The organism is Enterobacter sp. SM3, assembly GCF_009811935.2.
Lineage (GTDB): Bacteria > Pseudomonadota > Gammaproteobacteria > Enterobacterales > Enterobacteriaceae > Enterobacter > Enterobacter asburiae_D.
The window spans coordinates 294,573-312,469 of record NZ_CP099971.1; the positions used below are offsets into that span (position 1 = coordinate 294,573).

Sequence of the window (17,897 nt, forward strand, 5' to 3'; positions counted from 1 at the left end):
TCATAATTAATAATTAAAATGGAAATTGTTTTTGATTTTAGAAAAAATATAGATAGTCTTAATTCTGCTGAGCGAAAACTACCCAACGATCTTTCGTTCGCATCGGGGGCGTGATTTTGGATCTTTGATGAGGAGCAGAGTAATGACTCAACAGGCAACGACGGTCGATGAACTGGCCTTTACCAAGCCGTATGGCGAGCAAGAACAGCAAGTTTTGACGGCGGAAGCGGTAGAGTTTCTGACTGAACTGGTGACCCGCTTTACGCCGCAGCGTAATAAGCTGCTGGCGGCACGCATTCATCAGCAGCAGGAAATTGACGATGGCAAGTTGCCTGGCTTTATTTCGGAAACCGCTTCCATTCGTCGTGGAGAGTGGAAAATCCGCGGCATCCCTGAAGATTTACAGGATCGACGCGTTGAAATCACCGGTCCGGTAGAGCGCAAAATGGTGATCAACGCCATGAACGCCAACGTTAAAGTCTTTATGGCCGATTTTGAGGACTCACTGGCGCCAGACTGGAACAAAGTTATCGACGGGCAGATCAACCTGCGCGACGCCGTGAACGGTACCATCAGCTATACCAACGAAGCCGGCAAAATTTACCAGCTCAAACCGAACCCGGCGGTGCTGATCTGTCGCGTACGCGGCCTGCACCTGCCTGAAAAACATGTCACCTGGCGTGGGGAAGCCATTCCGGGCAGCCTGTTTGATTTCGCACTCTATTTCTTCCACAACTACAAGAACCTGCTGGCAAAAGGCAGCGGTCCCTATTTCTATCTGCCAAAAACGCAGGCCTGGCAGGAAGCGGCCTGGTGGAGCGAGGTCTTCAGCTATGCGGAAGATCGTTTCAACCTGCCGCGCGGTACCATCAAGGCCACGCTGCTGATTGAAACGCTGCCAGCCGTGTTCCAGATGAATGAAATTCTGCACGCCCTGCGCGACCACATTGTCGGTCTGAACTGCGGACGCTGGGACTATATTTTCAGCTACATCAAAACCCTGAAAAACTATCCCGATCGCGTGCTGCCGGATCGCCAGGTCGTGACCATGGATAAACCGTTCCTGAGCGCCTACTCGCGTCTGCTGATCAAAACCTGCCACAAGCGCGGTGCCTTTGCGATGGGCGGCATGGCGGCATTTATCCCGAGCAAAGACGCAGAACGCAACAATCAGGTGCTCAACAAGGTGAAGGCCGACAAAGAGCTTGAAGCCCGTAACGGTCACGACGGCACGTGGATTGCCCATCCCGGCCTGGCCGATACGGCGATGGAGGTCTTTAACCGCGTACTCGGTGACAATAAAAACCAGCTGTTTGTCACGCGCGATGACGATGCCCCAACGGCTGAAGAACAGCTGCTGGCTCCGTGTGCGGGCGAGCGGACGGAAGAGGGCATGCGTGCCAATATTCGCGTCGCCGTGCAATACATCGAAGCGTGGATCTCCGGTAACGGCTGTGTCCCGATCTACGGCCTGATGGAAGATGCCGCGACGGCGGAGATCTCACGTACCTCCATCTGGCAGTGGATCCACCATCAAAAAACGCTCAGCAACGGCAAGCCGGTGACCAAATCTCTGTTCCGCCAGATGCTGGCCGAAGAGATGCGGGTGATCCAGGACGAGCTGGGCGAACACCGCTTCAGCAGCGGACGTTTTGACGACGCTGCGCGCCTGATGGAGCAAATCACCACATCAGATGACTTAATCGACTTCCTGACCCTGCCGGGCTACCGCTTCCTGGCGTAACTCACCGCATAACAATATGGAGCATCTGCACATGAAAACCCGTACCCAACAAATCGAAGAGTTAAAGAAAGAGTGGACACAACCTCGCTGGGAAGGCATCCGCCGTCCTTACAGCGCGGAGGAAGTGGTGAAATTACGCGGCTCGGTCAATCCGGAATGCACGCTGGCACAGAACGGTGCGGCGAAAATGTGGAAGCTGCTGCACGGTGGCTCTAAAAAAGGCTATATCAACAGCCTCGGCGCGCTGACCGGCGGTCAGGCGCTGCAGCAGGCGAAGGCCGGTATTGAGGCGATTTACCTCTCCGGCTGGCAGGTCGCGGCGGACGCCAACCTGGCCTCCAGCATGTACCCGGATCAGTCGCTCTATCCGGCTAACTCCGTGCCGTCGGTGGTGGATCGGATCAACAACACCTTCCGCCGTGCGGATCAGATCCAGTGGGCCGCAGGTATCGAACCTGGCGATCCGCGCTTTACGGACTACTTCCTGCCGATCGTCGCGGATGCGGAAGCAGGCTTCGGCGGCGTGCTGAACGCCTTCGAGCTGATGAAATCGATGATTGAGGCCGGTGCAGCGGCCGTACACTTCGAAGACCAGCTGGCGTCAGTGAAGAAATGCGGACATATGGGCGGTAAGGTGCTCGTTCCGACTCAGGAAGCGATTCAGAAGCTGGTTGCCGCGCGTCTGGCTGCTGACGTGCTCGGCGTGCCGACGCTGGTGATTGCCCGTACCGATGCGGACGCGGCGGACCTGATTACCTCTGACTGCGACCCGTACGACAGCGAGTTCATCACCGGCGAGCGTACCAGCGAAGGCTTCTACCGCACCCATGCCGGCATTGAACAGGCGATCAGCCGCGGGCTGGCGTACGCGCCTTATGCGGACCTGGTCTGGTGTGAAACCTCCACGCCGGATCTGGCGCTGGCAAAACGCTTTGCCGACGCCATCCACGCGAAATACCCGGGCAAGCTGCTGGCCTACAACTGCTCGCCGTCCTTCAACTGGCAGAAAAAGCTGGATGACAAAACCATCGCCAGCTTCCAGCAGCAGCTGTCCGACATGGGCTACAAATACCAGTTCATTACCCTGGCAGGCATCCACAGTATGTGGTTCAACATGTTCGACCTGGCGCACGCCTACGCGCAGGGTGAGGGCATGAAGCACTACGTTGAGAAGGTGCAGCAGCCGGAGTTTGCCGCGGGCAAAGACGGCTATACCTTCGTGTCTCACCAGCAGGAGGTGGGAACAGGCTACTTCGATAACGTGACGACCATCATTCAGGGTGGCACATCCTCCGTCACCGCCTTAACGGGTTCAACCGAAGAAGCACAGTTCTAATCTTTTCCCCCTCTCCCCCCTCGGGGAGAGGGTTGGGGTGAGGGGGAATATATGTCGCGTGGCCTGGAATTACTGATTGCTCAAACTATTTTGCAGGGCTTCGATGCCCAGTATGGTCGTTTTCTTGAAGTGACATCCGGCGCGCAGCAGCGCTTTGAACATGCAGACTGGCATGCGGTTCAGCAGGCCATGAAGCAGCGTATCCATCTCTACGACCACCACGTGGGTCTGGTGGTGGAGCAGCTGCGCTGTATCACCGACGGTAAAAGCCCGGATGCAGAATTTTTACTGCGCGTGAAGGAGCACTACACCCATTTGTTACCCGACTACCCGCGCTTCGAGATTGCGGAGAGCTTTTTCAACTCCGTCTATTGCCGGTTATTTGACCACCGCTCACTATCTCCTGAGCGGTTATTTATCTTCAGCTCCCAGCCCGAGCGCCGCTTTCGAACCATTCCACGTCCGCTGGCGAAAGATTTCTTTCCCGACCGCGGCTGGGAAAAGCTCCTGCACCGCGTGCTAACGGATCTGCCGCTGCGCCTGCCCTGGGAGAATAAAGCCCGGGATATCGGCTATATTCACACCCATCTCAACGAAACCTTCGGCGCGGAGGTGCTTAGCCACAGCCATTTGCAGGTTGCCAACGAGCTTTTCTACCGTAATAAAGCCGCCTGGCTGGTGGGCAAACTGGTTACGCCGACCGCCATTGTGCCGTTTCTGCTGCCCATTCACCGTACCGACGACGGGGAACTGTTTGTCGATACCTGCCTGACCACTGGCGCCGAGGCCAGCATCGTGTTTGGCTTCGCCCGCTCCTATTTCATGGTGTACGCCCCGCTGCCTGCCGCCCTGGTGGAGTGGCTGCGCGAGATCCTGCCGGGCAAAACCACCGCCGAGCTGTATATGGCGATTGGCTGCCAGAAGCACGCCAAGACGGAAAGCTACCGGGAGTACCTGCGCTATGTCACCGCTGCCGACGAGCAGTTTATCGAAGCGCCAGGCATTCGCGGTATGGTGATGCTGGTGTTTACGCTTCCGGGCTTTGACCGCGTATTTAAGGTGATTAAAGACAGGTTTGCGCCACAGAAAGAGATGACCGCAGCCCATGTTCGCGCCTGCTACCAGCTGGTTAAAGAGCACGATCGCGTCGGACGCATGGCGGATACCCAGGAATTCGAAAACTTTGTGCTGGATAAGCAGCAGATCGATCCGGCGCTCATGACGCTTTTACTGCAGGAAGCCTCCGGCAAAATCACCGATCTTGGCGACAAAATCGTGATAAGCCATCTCTACATTGAACGCCGCATGGTGCCGCTCAATATCTGGCTGGAACAGTCCGACGGTCAGGCGCTGCGTGATGCCATTGAAGAGTACGGGAACGCAATTCGCCAGCTTGCCGCCGCCAATATCTTCCCGGGGGATATGCTGTTTAAAAACTTCGGCGTCACCCGCCACGGGCGGGTGGTGTTCTACGACTACGACGAAATTTGCTACATGACCGAGGTGAACTTCCGCGATATCCCGCCGCCCCGCTACCCGGAAGATGAGCTTTCCGGCGAGCCGTGGTACAGCGTCTCGCCGGGCGATGTGTTTCCGGAGGAGTTTCGCCATTGGCTGTGCGCCGACCCGCGCATCGGGCCGCTATTCGAAGAGATGCATGAGGACCTGTTCCGTGCCAGCTACTGGCGCGGACTGCAAACGCGGATCAAAAACGGGCATGTCGAAGATGTGTACGCCTACCGCCGCAAGCAGAGGTTTAGCATCAGGTTTTCAGAGGACATCATGTAGGCCGGGTAAGGCGAAGCCGCCACCCGGCAAAGCGATCTCAACGAATCCCACCGTACGCCAGCGTCACCTCTTTCGCCGCCTTAATCACCAGCGCACCCAGTTCTGTCACGCGGTCATCGGTCATGCGCGAAATCGGACCGGATATGGAGATCGCGGCAAACGGCTCGCGGTGCTCGTCAAAAATGCAGGCCGCGAGGCAGCGCAGGCCCAGGGCATGTTCTTCATCATCAAACGAATAGCCGCGCTTGCGGGTCAGGGCCAGATCTTCTTTTAGATGCACGGGCGACACCAGCGTGGCGTGGGTATAGGCGTGCAGCCCTTTACGGTGCAGCAGCCCCGTCACCTGCTCCTCGCTCAGCTGTGAGAGAAACGCTTTCCCCGCCCCGGAGGCGTGCATCGGCAGCTTGCCGCCAATTGGTGCAGACATGCGCATCAGCTGCGTGCACTGCACCTGGTCGATGATAATCGCCTGGTGGTCGCTCTGGTCCAGCACCGCCAGGTTTACGGTCTCGCCGGAATCTTCCATCAGCTTGCGCAGAATCGGGTGCACAATCGCCAGCAGGTTGCGGCTCTGCAGGAAGCTGCTGCCGACGATAAACGCATGCGCGCCCACCGCCCAGTGCCCCAGCTCGCCGACCTGGCGGACAAAGCCCAGCTGCTGCATGGTGGTCAGCAGGCGGTGCGTCGTGGAGTTTGGCAGGCCAGCCTGCTGGGCCAGCTCCGTCAGGGCCACGCTGCCGTGCGACTCGGCTATCCACTCCAGCAGCTTCAGACCGCGCGTGAGCGATTGAACCTGTCCGCCCTGTTGGGCGGTGGTAGTGGCAGCAGGCTTTCTGCCGCGTTTGGCGGGAACGGTCGCGACCATGACGATCTCCTTTTTCTGTATCGTGGAAATCATTTTCGTTTTATTTGGTGAATTTGCAACCGTTATCCTGACTGATCGGAGGAGTGATGGTGAACATGTCTCATGTTACCGCTGTGCGCCTTTTCCACCCTGCGAGATTGTGCCAGTATGGAACGCAGCCTTTTGGCCTTGTTAAGCGTTGTCGGGAGCAAGTGTGAGCAGCAAAGTAGAGCAACTGCGTGCGCAGTTAAATGAACGAATTCTGGTGCTGGACGGCGGCATGGGCACCATGATCCAGGGCTATCGTCTGAGTGAAGACGATTTCCGCGGCGAGCGCTTTGCCGACTGGCCCTGCGACCTGAAAGGGAACAACGACCTGCTGGTGCTCAGCAAGCCGTCCGTTATTAAGGATATCCACAACGCCTACTTCGAAGCGGGTGCGGATATCGTTGAAACCAACACCTTCAACTCGACAACCATCGCCATGGCGGATTACCAGATGGAATCCCTGTCGGCGGAAATCAACCTGGAAGCCGCGAAGCTGGCGCGCGCCTGCGCCGACGAGTGGACGGCCCGCACGCCGGACAAGCCGCGCTACGTTGCCGGGGTGCTTGGCCCGACGAACCGCACCGCGTCGATTTCACCGGACGTCAACGACCCGGCGTTTCGTAATATCACCTTTGACCAGCTGGTTGCCGCCTACCGCGAATCGACCAAAGCGCTGGTGGAAGGCGGTTCCGACCTGATCCTGATTGAAACCGTATTCGACACCCTCAACGCCAAAGCCGCCATTTACGCGGTGAAAGAGGAGTTTGAGGCGCTGGGCGTTGACCTGCCGATCATGATTTCCGGCACCATCACCGACGCCTCCGGCCGCACCCTGTCCGGCCAGACAACCGAAGCGTTTTATAACTCCCTGCGTCACGCCGAAGCGCTCTCCTTCGGCCTCAACTGCGCGCTGGGGCCAGACGAGCTGCGCCAGTACGTGCAGGAGCTTTCCCGTATCGCGGAATGCTACGTCACCGCCCACCCGAACGCCGGTCTGCCGAACGCGTTCGGTGAATACGATCTCGATGCCGACACCATGGCGGCGCAAATCCGCGAGTGGGCTGAGTCTGGCTTCCTGAACATCGTCGGCGGCTGCTGCGGCACCACGCCGGAGCACATCGCGGCCATGAGCAACGCCGTCGCCGGGCTGCCGCCGCGCAAGCTGCCCGAGCTGCCGGTTGCCTGTCGCCTTTCCGGCCTCGAGCCGTTGACCATCGGCGACGACAGCCTGTTTGTGAACGTGGGTGAGCGTACTAACGTCACCGGTTCCGCGAAGTTCAAGCGTCTGATCAAAGAAGAGAAGTACAGCGAAGCGCTGGACGTCGCCCGCCAGCAGGTGGAAAGCGGCGCGCAGATTATCGATATCAACATGGACGAGGGGATGCTCGACGCCGAAGCGGCGATGGTGCGTTTCCTCAACCTGATTGCCGGTGAGCCGGACATCGCCCGCGTGCCGATCATGATCGACTCCTCCAAGTGGGAGGTCATCGAAAAAGGGCTGAAGTGCATTCAGGGTAAAGGCATCGTCAACTCTATCTCGATGAAAGAGGGCGTTGATATCTTTATCCACCACGCGAAAATGGTCCGTCGCTACGGTGCCGCCGTGGTGGTCATGGCTTTTGACGAAGTGGGCCAGGCGGATACCCGCGAGCGTAAAATCGAGATTTGCCGCCGCGCGTACAAGATTTTGACCGAAGAGGTGGGCTTCCCGCCGGAAGACATTATCTTTGACCCGAACATTTTCGCCGTCGCGACCGGGATTGAAGAGCACAACAACTATGCCCAGGACTTTATCGGCGCATGTGAAGACATCAAGCGCGAGCTGCCGCATGCGCTGATCTCCGGCGGCGTATCGAACGTGTCGTTCTCGTTTCGCGGTAACGACCCGGTGCGTGAAGCGATCCACGCCGTGTTCCTCTACTACGCCATCCGCAACGGCATGGATATGGGGATCGTTAACGCCGGACAGCTGGCGATTTACGACGACCTTCCTGCAGAGCTGCGCGATGCCGTCGAGGACGTGATCCTTAACCGTCGCGACGACGCCACCGAGCGCATGCTGGACCTGGCGGAGAAATATCGCGGCAGCAAATCGGATGAGGCGGCAAACGTTCAGCAGGCCGAGTGGCGTTCCTGGGACGTGAAAAAGCGTCTGGAATACTCGCTGGTCAAAGGCATCACCGAATTTATCGAGCTCGATACTGAAGAGGCGCGCCAGCAGGCAGACCGCCCGATTGAGGTGATCGAAGGCCCGCTGATGGACGGCATGAACGTGGTCGGCGATCTGTTCGGTGAGGGCAAAATGTTCCTGCCGCAGGTGGTAAAATCCGCCCGCGTGATGAAGCAGGCGGTGGCGTATCTCGAACCCTACATCGAAGCCAGCAAAGAGAAAGGCTCCAGCAACGGCAAAATGGTCATCGCCACCGTGAAGGGCGACGTGCACGACATCGGCAAGAATATCGTCGGCGTGGTGCTGCAGTGCAATAACTACGAAATTATCGACCTCGGTGTGATGGTCCCGGCGGATAAAATCCTCAAGACCGCGCGCGAGGTGAACGCCGACCTGATTGGCCTCTCCGGTCTGATTACGCCGTCGCTGGACGAAATGGTCAACGTGGCAAAAGAGATGGAGCGACAGGGCTTTACCATTCCGCTGCTGATTGGCGGGGCGACCACCTCGAAAGCGCACACGGCGGTGAAAATCGAGCAGAACTACAGCGGCCCGACGGTGTACGTGCAGAACGCCTCGCGCACGGTGGGCGTGGTCTCCGCGCTGCTCTCCGACACCCAGCGCGACGATTTTGTGGCGCGCACCCGCAAAGAGTACGAAACCGTCCGCATCCAGCACGGCCGTAAGAAGCCGCGCACCCCGCCTGTTTCGCTTCAGGCGGCGCGCGACAACGATCTGGCCTTTGACTGGTCCAGCTACACGCCGCCGGTGGCGCACCGCCTGGGCGTGCAGGACGTAACGGCCAGCATCGAGACGCTGCGCAACTACATTGACTGGACGCCGTTCTTTATGACCTGGTCGCTGGCGGGCAAATATCCGCGCATCCTGGAGGATGAGGTGGTAGGCGAGGAGGCGAAGCGCCTGTTTAAAGATGCCAACGACATGCTCGACACCCTGAGCGCAGAGAAAACCCTCAACCCGCGCGGCGTGGTGGGCCTGTTCCCGGCGAACCGCGTGGGCGACGACATCGAAATCTACCGCGATGAAACCCGCACCCACGTGCTGGCGGTCAGCCGCCATCTGCGCCAGCAAACCGAGAAAGTGGGCTTTGCCAACTACTGCCTGGCCGATTTCGTCGCGCCGAAGCTGAGTGGTAAAGCCGACTATATCGGCGCCTTTGCGGTAACCGGCGGTCTGGAAGAAGACGCGCTGGCGGACGCGTTCGAAGCGCAGCACGATGATTACAATAAAATCATGGTGAAAGCGATTGCCGACCGCCTGGCGGAAGCCTTCGCCGAGTACCTGCACGAGCGCGTGCGCAAGGTGCACTGGGGCTACGCGGCGAACGAAAACCTCAGCAACGAGGAGCTGATCCGCGAAAACTACCAGGGGATTCGCCCGGCGCCGGGCTATCCGGCCTGTCCGGAGCACACCGAAAAAGGCACTATCTGGAAACTGCTGGACGTGGAAGCCCATACCGGCATGAAGCTCACCGAGTCGTTCGCCATGTGGCCAGGCGCGTCAGTTTCAGGCTGGTACTTCAGCCATCCGGACAGCAAGTACTTCGCCGTGGCGCAGCTGCAGCGGGATCAGATCGAAGATTACGCCCTGCGCAAAGGCATGAGCGTATCTGAAGTGGAACGCTGGCTGGCACCGAATTTAGGCTACGACGCTGACTAAAATCACTTTTCCTTACAACAAACAGGGCGCTCATGAGGCGCCCTGTCTCTTTCTTACGTTTAAACCCTTATACTGAAATAAGGTTCTAACCCTTTTGCCCGGTGGCGCTGCGCTTACCGGGCCTACGCGTAGGCCGGATAAGGCGTAGCCGCCATCCGGCATGGCAACGCGCAGCGAACCTCAGGAATATCGATAACGATAAGGAGGAAAACCTTCCGTGCTGACCCTGTTACACCTGCTCTCTGCAGTCGCACTGCTCGTATGGGGCACCCATATCGTCCGTACCGGCGTGATGCGCGTATTTGGCGCGCGCTTACGTACCGTCCTCAGCAGCAGCGTTGAGAAGAAGCCGCTCGCCTTCTGCGCGGGCATTGGCGTAACGGCTCTGGTTCAGAGCAGTAACGCCACGACCCTGCTTGTCACCTCTTTTGTGGCGCAGGATCTGGTCGCGCTCGCCCCGGCGCTGGTGATTGTGCTGGGGGCGGATGTAGGTACCGCGCTGATGGCGCGTGTTCTTACGTTCGATCTCTCCTGGCTGTCGCCGCTGCTGATTTTTATCGGCGTTATTTTTTTCCTCGGTCGTAAGCAGACGCGCGCCGGGCAGCTCGGGCGAGTAGGGATTGGCCTCGGACTGATCCTGCTGGCGCTGGAGCTGATTGTGCAGGCGGTCACGCCGATCACCCAGGCCAACGGCGTGCAGGTCATCTTCGCCTCCCTGACCGGGGATATCATGCTGGATGCGCTGATCGGTGCGGTGTTTGCTATTGTCAGCTACTCCAGCCTGGCGGCGGTCCTGCTGACGGCCACGCTTACCGCCGCAGGGGCGATCTCCTTCCCGGTGGCGCTGTGTCTGGTGATCGGGGCCAACCTCGGCTCCGGCCTGCTGGCGATGCTCAATAACAGCGCCGCCAATGCCGCTGCCCGCCGCGTGGCGCTGGGCAGCCTGCTGTTTAAGCTGGTGGGCAGCCTGATTATTCTGCCGTTTGTGCACCCGCTGGCGAACCTGATGGACAACCTTCCGCTGCCGAAGGCGGAGCTGGTGATCTATTTCCACGTCTTCTACAACCTGGTACGCTGCCTGGCGATGGTGCCGTTCGCTGGGCCGATGGCCCGCTTCTGCGAACGACTCATTCAGGACGAACCGGAGCTGGATGCGCGCCTGAAACCGAAGCACCTGGATACCTCCGCGCTGGATACCCCGGCGCTGGCGCTGGCGAATGCCGCGCGCGAGACGCTGCGCATGGGCGACGCAATGGAAACCATGCTCGAAGGCCTGCAAAAGGTGATGCACGGCGAGCCGCGTGAAGAGAAAGAGCTGCGCAGATTAGCGGACGATATCAACGTGCTCTATACCGCCATCAAGCTTTACCTGGCGCGTATGCCGCAGGACGAGCTGGCGGAAGAGGAATCTCGCCGCTGGGCGGAAATTATCGAGATGTCGCTTAACCTCGAGCAGGCGTCGGATATCGTTGAACGTATGGGCAGCGAGATTGCCGATAAATCCCTTGCCGCGCGTCGTGCGTTTTCAGGTGAGGGCCTGAAGGAGTTGGAAGCGCTGCACGAACAGCTGGTCAGCAACCTCAAGCTGGCGATGTCGGTCTTCTTCTCCAGCGACGTGCCGAGCGCGCGCCGCCTGCGCCGTAACAAGCACCGTTTCCGCATTCTGAACCGCCGCTATTCGCACGCCCACGTTGAGCGTCTGCACCAGCAGAACGTGCAGAGTATCGAAACCAGTTCGCTGCATCTGGGGCTGCTGGGGGATATGAAGCGTCTCAACTCGTTGTTCTGCGCGGTGGCGTATAGCGTGATGGAGCAGCCTGATGAAGACGACGAGCGGGATGAGTATTAATCTCTGAAAGCGCCTCGCAAAACCGTTTCGCGAGGCGTGACACCTTATAACGCGCCATTTACTCTTCAAACCTTACATTTTTAAGGGAATAGAAAATGCTCGTTTATTACGCTACACTTCGCCAATTCATGCGCATTCCGATGGGGGTTCTCATGCGCACTACTCATGGCATCAAAAAATCAGTCAATGTGTCGTTAGCGCCAGAAATCCTGGAAGAGGCGAGACGGCTTAAACTTAATCTCTCTGCCGTGCTCACGGCTGCACTGCAGGAGCAGTTTCGTGCGCATCAGCGCGCAGAGTGGTTAGCAGAAAATAAAGCGTCTATCGAGGCCATTAACCAATGGGTTGATGAAAACGGCTCCTTTAGTGACTTTCAGAGGTCGTTCTGATGGAGCAATATTTTGCTTATGAGAATGAAGGTAAGGGGAAAACTGCCTATCCCTGGCTAATCAATATGCAGCATCCGGTGGCCAATGTGATGAAACATGTCCTGGTTGCTCCCGCAGTTGAGCTTAGACACCTGGGAGGCATTCAACCGCCTGCGAAAGTGTGCCCTGTCGTTGAGATAGCGGGTAAGCCTTGCGTGGTCATGATGCACATGATGGCAGGCATATCGCCAAAAGAGTTAGGCGAGCGTGTCGCCGATCTTACGCAAAGCCGGGCTTCATTGCGGGATGCACTCGATTTTTTGATCAACGGTTACTAACACTTTTTTGTCAGCCGCAAGGTAAGGTATATTTCGCCCTTCACAGGAGAAACTATGCTGCCAACTCAATCAACCCGATTAAACAAATACATTAGCGAGAGCGGGATCTGCTCACGTCGCGAGGCTGACCGTTACATTGAACAAGGTAACGTGTTTCTTAACGGCAAACGCGCCACCATCGGCGATCAGGTGGCCCCTGGCGATGTGGTTAAAGTGAATGGTCAGGTCATCGAGCCGCGTGATGCTGAAGACCTGGTGTTTATCGCGTTGAATAAACCGGTTGGGATTGTCAGCACCACGGAAGACGGTGAGCGGGACAACATCGTTGATTTCGTAAACCACAGCAGCCGTATCTTCCCGATTGGCCGTCTGGATAAAGACTCTCAGGGGCTGATTTTCCTCACCAACCACGGCGATCTGGTCAACAAAATCCTGCGTGCCGGTAACGACCACGAGAAAGAGTACATTGTGACGGTGAACAAGCCGGTCACGGACGAATTTATTCGCGGCATGGGCGCCGGTGTGCCGATCCTCGGTACCGTCACGAAGAAGTGTAAGGTCAAGAAAGAAGCACCGTTCGCGTTCCGCATTACCCTGGTGCAGGGCCTGAACCGCCAGATCCGCCGCATGTGCGAACACTTCGGTTATGAAGTGACGAAGCTGGAACGCACGCGCATCATGAACGTCAGCCTGTCCGGTATTCCGCTGGGCGAGTGGCGCGACTTAACGGATGACGAGCTGATTGAGCTGTTCAAGCTTATCGAGAACTCGTCGTCCGAAGCGAAGCCGAAAGCTAAAGCCAAACCGAAAACCCAGGCGATTAAGCGCCCGGTCGTAAAGGCGCCGCAGGCGGAAGAGAAAGGGCGAGGCAAGCCGGGTAACGGAAAGCGCTTTACCCAGCCGGGGCGTAAAAAGAAAGGGCGCTGATTAGCGCCTTCCACGGGTTGATGTGGTGGCGGACCAGGAAAAGGTCGCCTCTGCATCCGGTTTATAAGCCTGCTCTTTTTTCAGCTTGCGGGCTTTTTTCGCCGCGGCCTCACGCTGCGCCATCAGCTTATCGATGTACTCTTTTTTCACCTGATTGGTTTCGGCGTTCGTCAGCGTGCGGCCATGTGCGATACGGGCGCGGTCGAGAAGCGTTTTCAGTTCGCGCTGCTCGGCTTCCGTCATGTCTTTCTGGGTCAAACGTGGTGTAGCCATTGCTGAAGCCTCCTGAAGGGGAGGCTTCAGTGTAAAGCAAGCCGCGTAAATTAACCCTGCTTCACCGCATCTTTTTTCGTTTGCTCATCAATCGGTTTGCCGGACCAGTAGCCCGCCAGCAGCGAGCCGGAGAGGTTATGCCAGACGGAGAACAGCGCGCCGGGCAGGGCCGCCAGCGGGGAGAAGTAAATTTTGCCGAGCGCCGCCGCCAGGCCGGAGTTCTGCATGCCTACCTCGATTGCCAGCGTGCGGCAGGTCGATTCGTCAAAACCAAACAGCTTCCCGCCCCAGTAGCCGCCCAGCAGGCCAATGGTGTTATGCAGCACCACCGCGATGATCACCACAAAGCCCACGGAGGCAATGTGCGATGCGGAACCCGCCACCACGGCGCTGATGATCGCCAGAATGCAGACCATCGAAAACGCGGGCAGGTACGACTCAACGGCCTTCACCACGCGCGGGAAAAGATGGTGAATGACCAGCCCCAGCGCAATCGGGATCACTACAATCTGCAGAATGCTGAGCAGCATGCCCATCACGTCCACCTGAATATGCGCGTCCACGTACAGGCGAGTTAACAGCGGCGTGGCAATCACGCCCACCAGCGTGGAAACGGACGAGATCGTGACGGAGAGCGCCACGTCGCCTTTCGCCAGGTAGATCATGACGTTGGACGCCGTGCCGCTAGCCACGCTGCCCACCAGCACCATCCCGGCGGAGAGATCGGGTGGCATCTTAAAGGCCATCGCCAGCAGCCACGCCGCAAGCGGCATCACCAGGTAGTGCAGGAAGATCCCTGCTGCGACGGGTGCAGGGCGAGAGAGCACGCGTTTGAAGTCGTCGATTTTCAGATGCACGCCCATACCGAACATGATCAGCATCAGCAGCGTGGCGACCCACGGACCAATGCCCGTGAAGGTGGCGGGGGTGTAATACGCGAGTACGGAGAGCAGCAGCGCCCATAACGGGAACAGCCGTGTGATGACGGATAACATAGTGGATTCCTTGCAGTATTGTCGTGTTGTTTAGTTATGAAAAAGCCGGGTCTGTGCCCGGCTTATAGGTATTGTTTATCGTGCTAACGAATTTTATTCAAACAAATTCTGATGAAGTTTCTGCACGACCTGCTCGGCCTGATCGGCAGGCACGAGGAAGCAGAGGTTGTAGCTGGACGCGCCGTAGCAGATCATGCGGATGCTGAACGGGTCGAGTACGCCGAACACCTCTTTACCCACGCCGCAGGCGCGCGACAGCTTGTTGCCAATGATGGCAACCAGCGCCAGGTCTTCTTCTACTTCCACGCGGCACAGTTCAGACAGCTCAATCAACAGAGACTGCGTCAGCAGCGTGTCGCCGGTGGAGGTAGAGCCGGTGGTGTCCAGCGTCAGCGCAATGCTCACTTCAGAGGTGGTGATAAGGTCCACGGAGATATTGTGGCGCGCCAGAATGCCAAACACTTCCGCCAGGAAACCGCGGGAATGCAGCATATTGTGGCTGTGGAGCGTCACCAGCGTCTGGCGACGACGCAGGGCCAGGGCGCGGAACAGCGGTGGGTTTTCCGTTTTCTTGCAGACCAGCGTCCCGCCCGCTTTCGGATCTTTACTGGAGCCGACGAAGACGGGAATATCGCTGCGTACGGCTGGCAGCAGCGTTGCCGGGTGCAGCACTTTCGCGCCGAAGGTGGCCATTTCCGCCGCTTCTTCAAAGGCGATCACATCAATACGTTTAGCTGCAGAAACGACGCGCGGATCGGTGGTGTAAATGCCCGGAACGTCCGTCCAGATATCCACGCGCGTTGCATGCAGGGCTTCGCCCAGCAGCGCGGCGGTGTAGTCGCTGCCGCCGCGGCCAAGCGTGGTGGTGCGGCCTTTCGCTTCACTGCCGATAAAGCCCTGGGTAATCACGATACCGTCTGCCAGGCGTGGTGCCAGCTGCTGATTGGTCAGTTCCGCCAGCGCCTCAACGTCCGGCTCGGCGCGACCAAAGCGATCGCTGGTACGCATCACTTTACGCACGTCAAACCATTGAGCCTGAACGTTACGTTCACGCATGATTTCAACAAACAGCAGGGTGGACATCAGTTCACCGTGGCTGACCAGTTCGTCGGTCAGGGCGGTGGAGGTCGCCAGAGAAGCCGCTTCTGCCAGGGTGGTGATATTTTCCAGCAGACGTTCCACTTCCTCGCGGATGACGTTCGGGTTCTGCAGACGCTCAAGAATGTCGAACTGAATTTTGCGCAGTGCATCCAGCTTCACGAAACGTTCTGTCGCTTCCAGTCCTTCAGACAGAGAAACCAGCAGGTTCGTCACGCCGGCGGAGGCAGACAGCACCACCAGGCGGGTATTCGGATCGGCCAGCACCACATCGGCGCTGCGGTTCATGGCATCGTAATCGGCCACACTGGTGCCGCCAAATTTGGCGACCACAAAACTCGTCATAACAACCTCGTGTCAGGGAATGAATAAGCGACCTTGGCACAAGAGTGAAACGAAAACAGGTGCAGGCGCAAAATACGGCCCTATAAATAAAATGCGGGGGAGGTCCTGTCAATGCTGGGATTATGCGGATTTTTTATGGGGGGGTACCCCTGAGAAACAGGACTTATAACAGGGCCATATTTTATGCTCCATTTTAGCCTGTTTTGGGCGACATTTCGCCGCCCCAGGAGGCTCCGTCAGCAGCTATACTTTTCGGGTCTTTTCACCTGTGTTTGATGCAGGCCAGGGCAATGGCATAAAAACCATCACAATTTTTATTTGCAGGCGCTACAATCGACCGCAGTCACAATTCTCAAATCAGAAGAGTATTGCTAATGAAAAACATCAACCCAACGCAGACCGCTGCCTGGCAGGCACTCCAGAAACATTTTGATGAAATGAAAGACGTCACCATCGCGGATCTGTTCGCGAAAGATGCCGATCGTTTCGCTAAGTTCTCCGCGACCTTCGACGACCTGATGCTGGTGGATTTCTCCAAAAACCGCATTACCGAAGAGACGCTGGCAAAACTGCAGGATCTGGCGAAAGAAACCGAGCTTGCCGACGCCATCAAATCCATGTTCTCCGGTGAGAAGATCAACCGCACCGAAGACCGTGCCGTGCTTCACGTGGCCCTGCGTAACCGTAGCAATACGCCAATCATCGTTGACGGTAAAGACGTCATGCCGGAAGTGAACGCGGTGCTGGAAAAGATGAAAGCCTTCTCCGAAGCGATCATCTCCGGTAGCTGGAAAGGCTACACCGGCAAAGCGATCACCGACGTGGTTAACATCGGTATCGGCGGCTCTGACCTCGGTCCGTTTATGGTGACCGAAGCGCTGCGCCCGTACAAAAACCACCTCAATATGCACTTTGTGTCTAACGTCGATGGTACCCACATCGCCGAAGTGCTGAAGAACGTGAACCCGGAAACCACCCTGTTCCTGGTTGCCTCCAAAACCTTCACCACTCAGGAAACCATGACCAACGCCCACAGCGCGCGCGACTGGTTCCTGGAAACCGCGGGCGACAACAAGCACGTGGCGAAACACTTCGCGGCGCTGTCTACCAACGGTAAAGCGGTCAGCGAGTTCGGCATTGATACTGCGAACATGTTCGAGTTCTGGGACTGGGTTGGCGGCCGCTACTCCCTGTGGTCTGCGATCGGTCTGTCCATCATCCTGTCCGTGGGCTTCGACAACTTCGTTGAGCTGCTCTCCGGCGCGCACGCGATGGATAAACACTTCTCCACGACCGCACCAGAGAAAAACCTGCCGGTGCTGCTGGCGCTGATCGGTATCTGGTACAACAACTTCTTCGGCGCTGAAACCGAAGCGATCCTGCCGTACGACCAGTATATGCACCGCTTTGCGGCCTACTTCCAGCAGGGCAACATGGAATCCAACGGTAAATACGTTGACCGTAACGGCAACGCGGTGGATTACCAGACTGGCCCAATCATCTGGGGCGAGCCGGGCACCAACGGCCAGCATGCCTTCTACCAGCTGATCCACCAGGGCACCAAAATGGTACCGTGCGATTTCATCGCCCCGGCTATCACCCATAACCCGCTGTCCGACCACCATCCGAAGCTGCTGTCGAACTTCTTTGCGCAGACCGAAGCGCTGGCGTTCGGTAAATCCCGCGAGGTGGTTGAGCAGGAATACCGTGACCAGGGTAAAGATCCGGCAACCCTGGACCACGTTGTGCCGTTCAAAGTGTTCGAAGGCAATCGTCCAACCAACTCCATCCTGCTGCGCGAAATCACGCCGTTCAGCCTGGGCGCGCTGATTGCCCTGTACGAGCACAAGATCTTCACGCAGGGCGCCATCCTGAACATCTTCACCTTTGACCAGTGGGGCGTTGAGCTGGGCAAACAGCTGGCAAACCGTATTCTGCCAGAGCTGGGTGACGATAAAGCGATTGCCAGCCATGACAGCTCGACAAATGGTTTGATCAACCGTTATAAAGCATGGCGTGCGTAATTAAAACGTCATAAAAACGTGCCGGCTTAATGCCGGCATTTTTTTATCGGATAATTCCTGATGTCTGTTA

Annotated in this window: 13 protein-coding genes; 9 read left to right on the plus strand and 4 right to left on the minus strand. The window is 57.6% G+C overall.

Annotated features, from left to right (window positions below):
* Positions 1-142 precede the first annotated feature (142 nt).
* The 3 genes from aceB to aceK are packed head-to-tail and all read left to right on the plus strand — an operon-like array spanning position 143 to position 4,868.
* Positions 143-1,744 (plus strand): malate synthase A, encoded by a 1,602-nt coding sequence (aceB, locus tag GVO84_RS01270; protein ID WP_121426201.1) that lies wholly within the window; start codon positions 143-145, stop codon positions 1,742-1,744.
* 31 nt (positions 1,745-1,775) lie between these two features.
* On the plus strand, positions 1,776-3,080 hold the full coding sequence (aceA, locus tag GVO84_RS01275; RefSeq protein ID WP_029742132.1) for an isocitrate lyase: 1,305 nt from the start codon (positions 1,776-1,778) through the stop codon (positions 3,078-3,080).
* Positions 3,081-3,131: 51 nt separating this feature from the next.
* Complete coding sequence (aceK, locus tag GVO84_RS01280) at positions 3,132-4,868, plus strand: bifunctional isocitrate dehydrogenase kinase/phosphatase (RefSeq protein ID WP_159515304.1); 1,737 nt, start codon at positions 3,132-3,134, stop codon at positions 4,866-4,868.
* 37 nt (positions 4,869-4,905) lie between these two features.
* Here the strand turns inward: aceK and iclR are convergent, their stop codons facing one another.
* A complete protein-coding gene (gene iclR, locus GVO84_RS01285; RefSeq protein WP_159515305.1) occupies positions 4,906-5,733 on the minus strand; it encodes a glyoxylate bypass operon transcriptional repressor IclR in 828 nt (275 codons plus the stop codon).
* A gap of 193 nt (positions 5,734-5,926) precedes the next feature.
* Here iclR and metH point away from each other — a divergent pair, with 193 nt between their 5' ends.
* The 5 genes from metH to rluF all read left to right on the plus strand — a co-directional run bounded on the left by metH (position 5,927) and on the right by rluF (position 13,092).
* Complete coding sequence (gene metH / locus GVO84_RS01290) at positions 5,927-9,610, plus strand: methionine synthase (protein ID WP_063440326.1); 3,684 nt, start codon at positions 5,927-5,929, stop codon at positions 9,608-9,610.
* 217 nt (positions 9,611-9,827) lie between these two features.
* Entirely contained in the window at positions 9,828-11,459 is a 1,632-nt protein-coding gene (locus GVO84_RS01295; protein WP_159515306.1) for a Na/Pi cotransporter family protein, read from the plus strand.
* 95 nt (positions 11,460-11,554) lie between these two features.
* Positions 11,555-11,848, plus strand: coding sequence for a type II toxin-antitoxin system CcdA family antitoxin (locus GVO84_RS01300; RefSeq protein WP_014830260.1), 294 nt, complete (start codon positions 11,555-11,557; stop codon positions 11,846-11,848).
* Entirely contained in the window at positions 11,848-12,165 is a 318-nt protein-coding gene (locus GVO84_RS01305) for a CcdB family protein (RefSeq protein WP_159515307.1), read from the plus strand. The genes GVO84_RS01300 and GVO84_RS01305 overlap by 1 nt, the downstream gene beginning before the upstream one ends.
* Positions 12,166-12,219: 54 nt before the next feature.
* The gene (rluF, locus tag GVO84_RS01310) at positions 12,220-13,092 is read left to right on the plus strand and encodes a 23S rRNA pseudouridine(2604) synthase RluF (protein WP_159515308.1); all 873 of its coding nucleotides are present in this window, start codon (positions 12,220-12,222) and stop codon (positions 13,090-13,092) included.
* On the opposite strand, the gene GVO84_RS01315 is transcribed toward rluF, so the two are convergent.
* From GVO84_RS01315 to lysC, 3 genes are all read right to left on the minus strand, one after another.
* On the minus strand, positions 13,093-13,365 hold the full coding sequence (locus GVO84_RS01315; protein WP_032662654.1) for a DUF3811 domain-containing protein: 273 nt from the start codon (positions 13,363-13,365) through the stop codon (positions 13,093-13,095).
* 50 nt (positions 13,366-13,415) lie between these two features.
* Positions 13,416-14,360, minus strand: a complete 945-nt coding sequence (panS, locus tag GVO84_RS01320; RefSeq protein WP_159515309.1) for a ketopantoate/pantoate/pantothenate transporter PanS — start codon at positions 14,358-14,360, stop codon at positions 13,416-13,418.
* A gap of 93 nt (positions 14,361-14,453) precedes the next feature.
* The gene (gene lysC / locus GVO84_RS01325; RefSeq protein WP_023309996.1) at positions 14,454-15,803 is read right to left on the minus strand and encodes a lysine-sensitive aspartokinase 3; all 1,350 of its coding nucleotides are present in this window, start codon (positions 15,801-15,803) and stop codon (positions 14,454-14,456) included.
* Positions 15,804-16,177: 374 nt separating this feature from the next.
* Between lysC and pgi the strand changes: the two genes are divergently transcribed.
* Complete coding sequence (pgi, locus tag GVO84_RS01330) at positions 16,178-17,827, plus strand: glucose-6-phosphate isomerase (protein WP_159515310.1); 1,650 nt, start codon at positions 16,178-16,180, stop codon at positions 17,825-17,827.
* Positions 17,828-17,897: the final 70 nt, after the last annotated feature.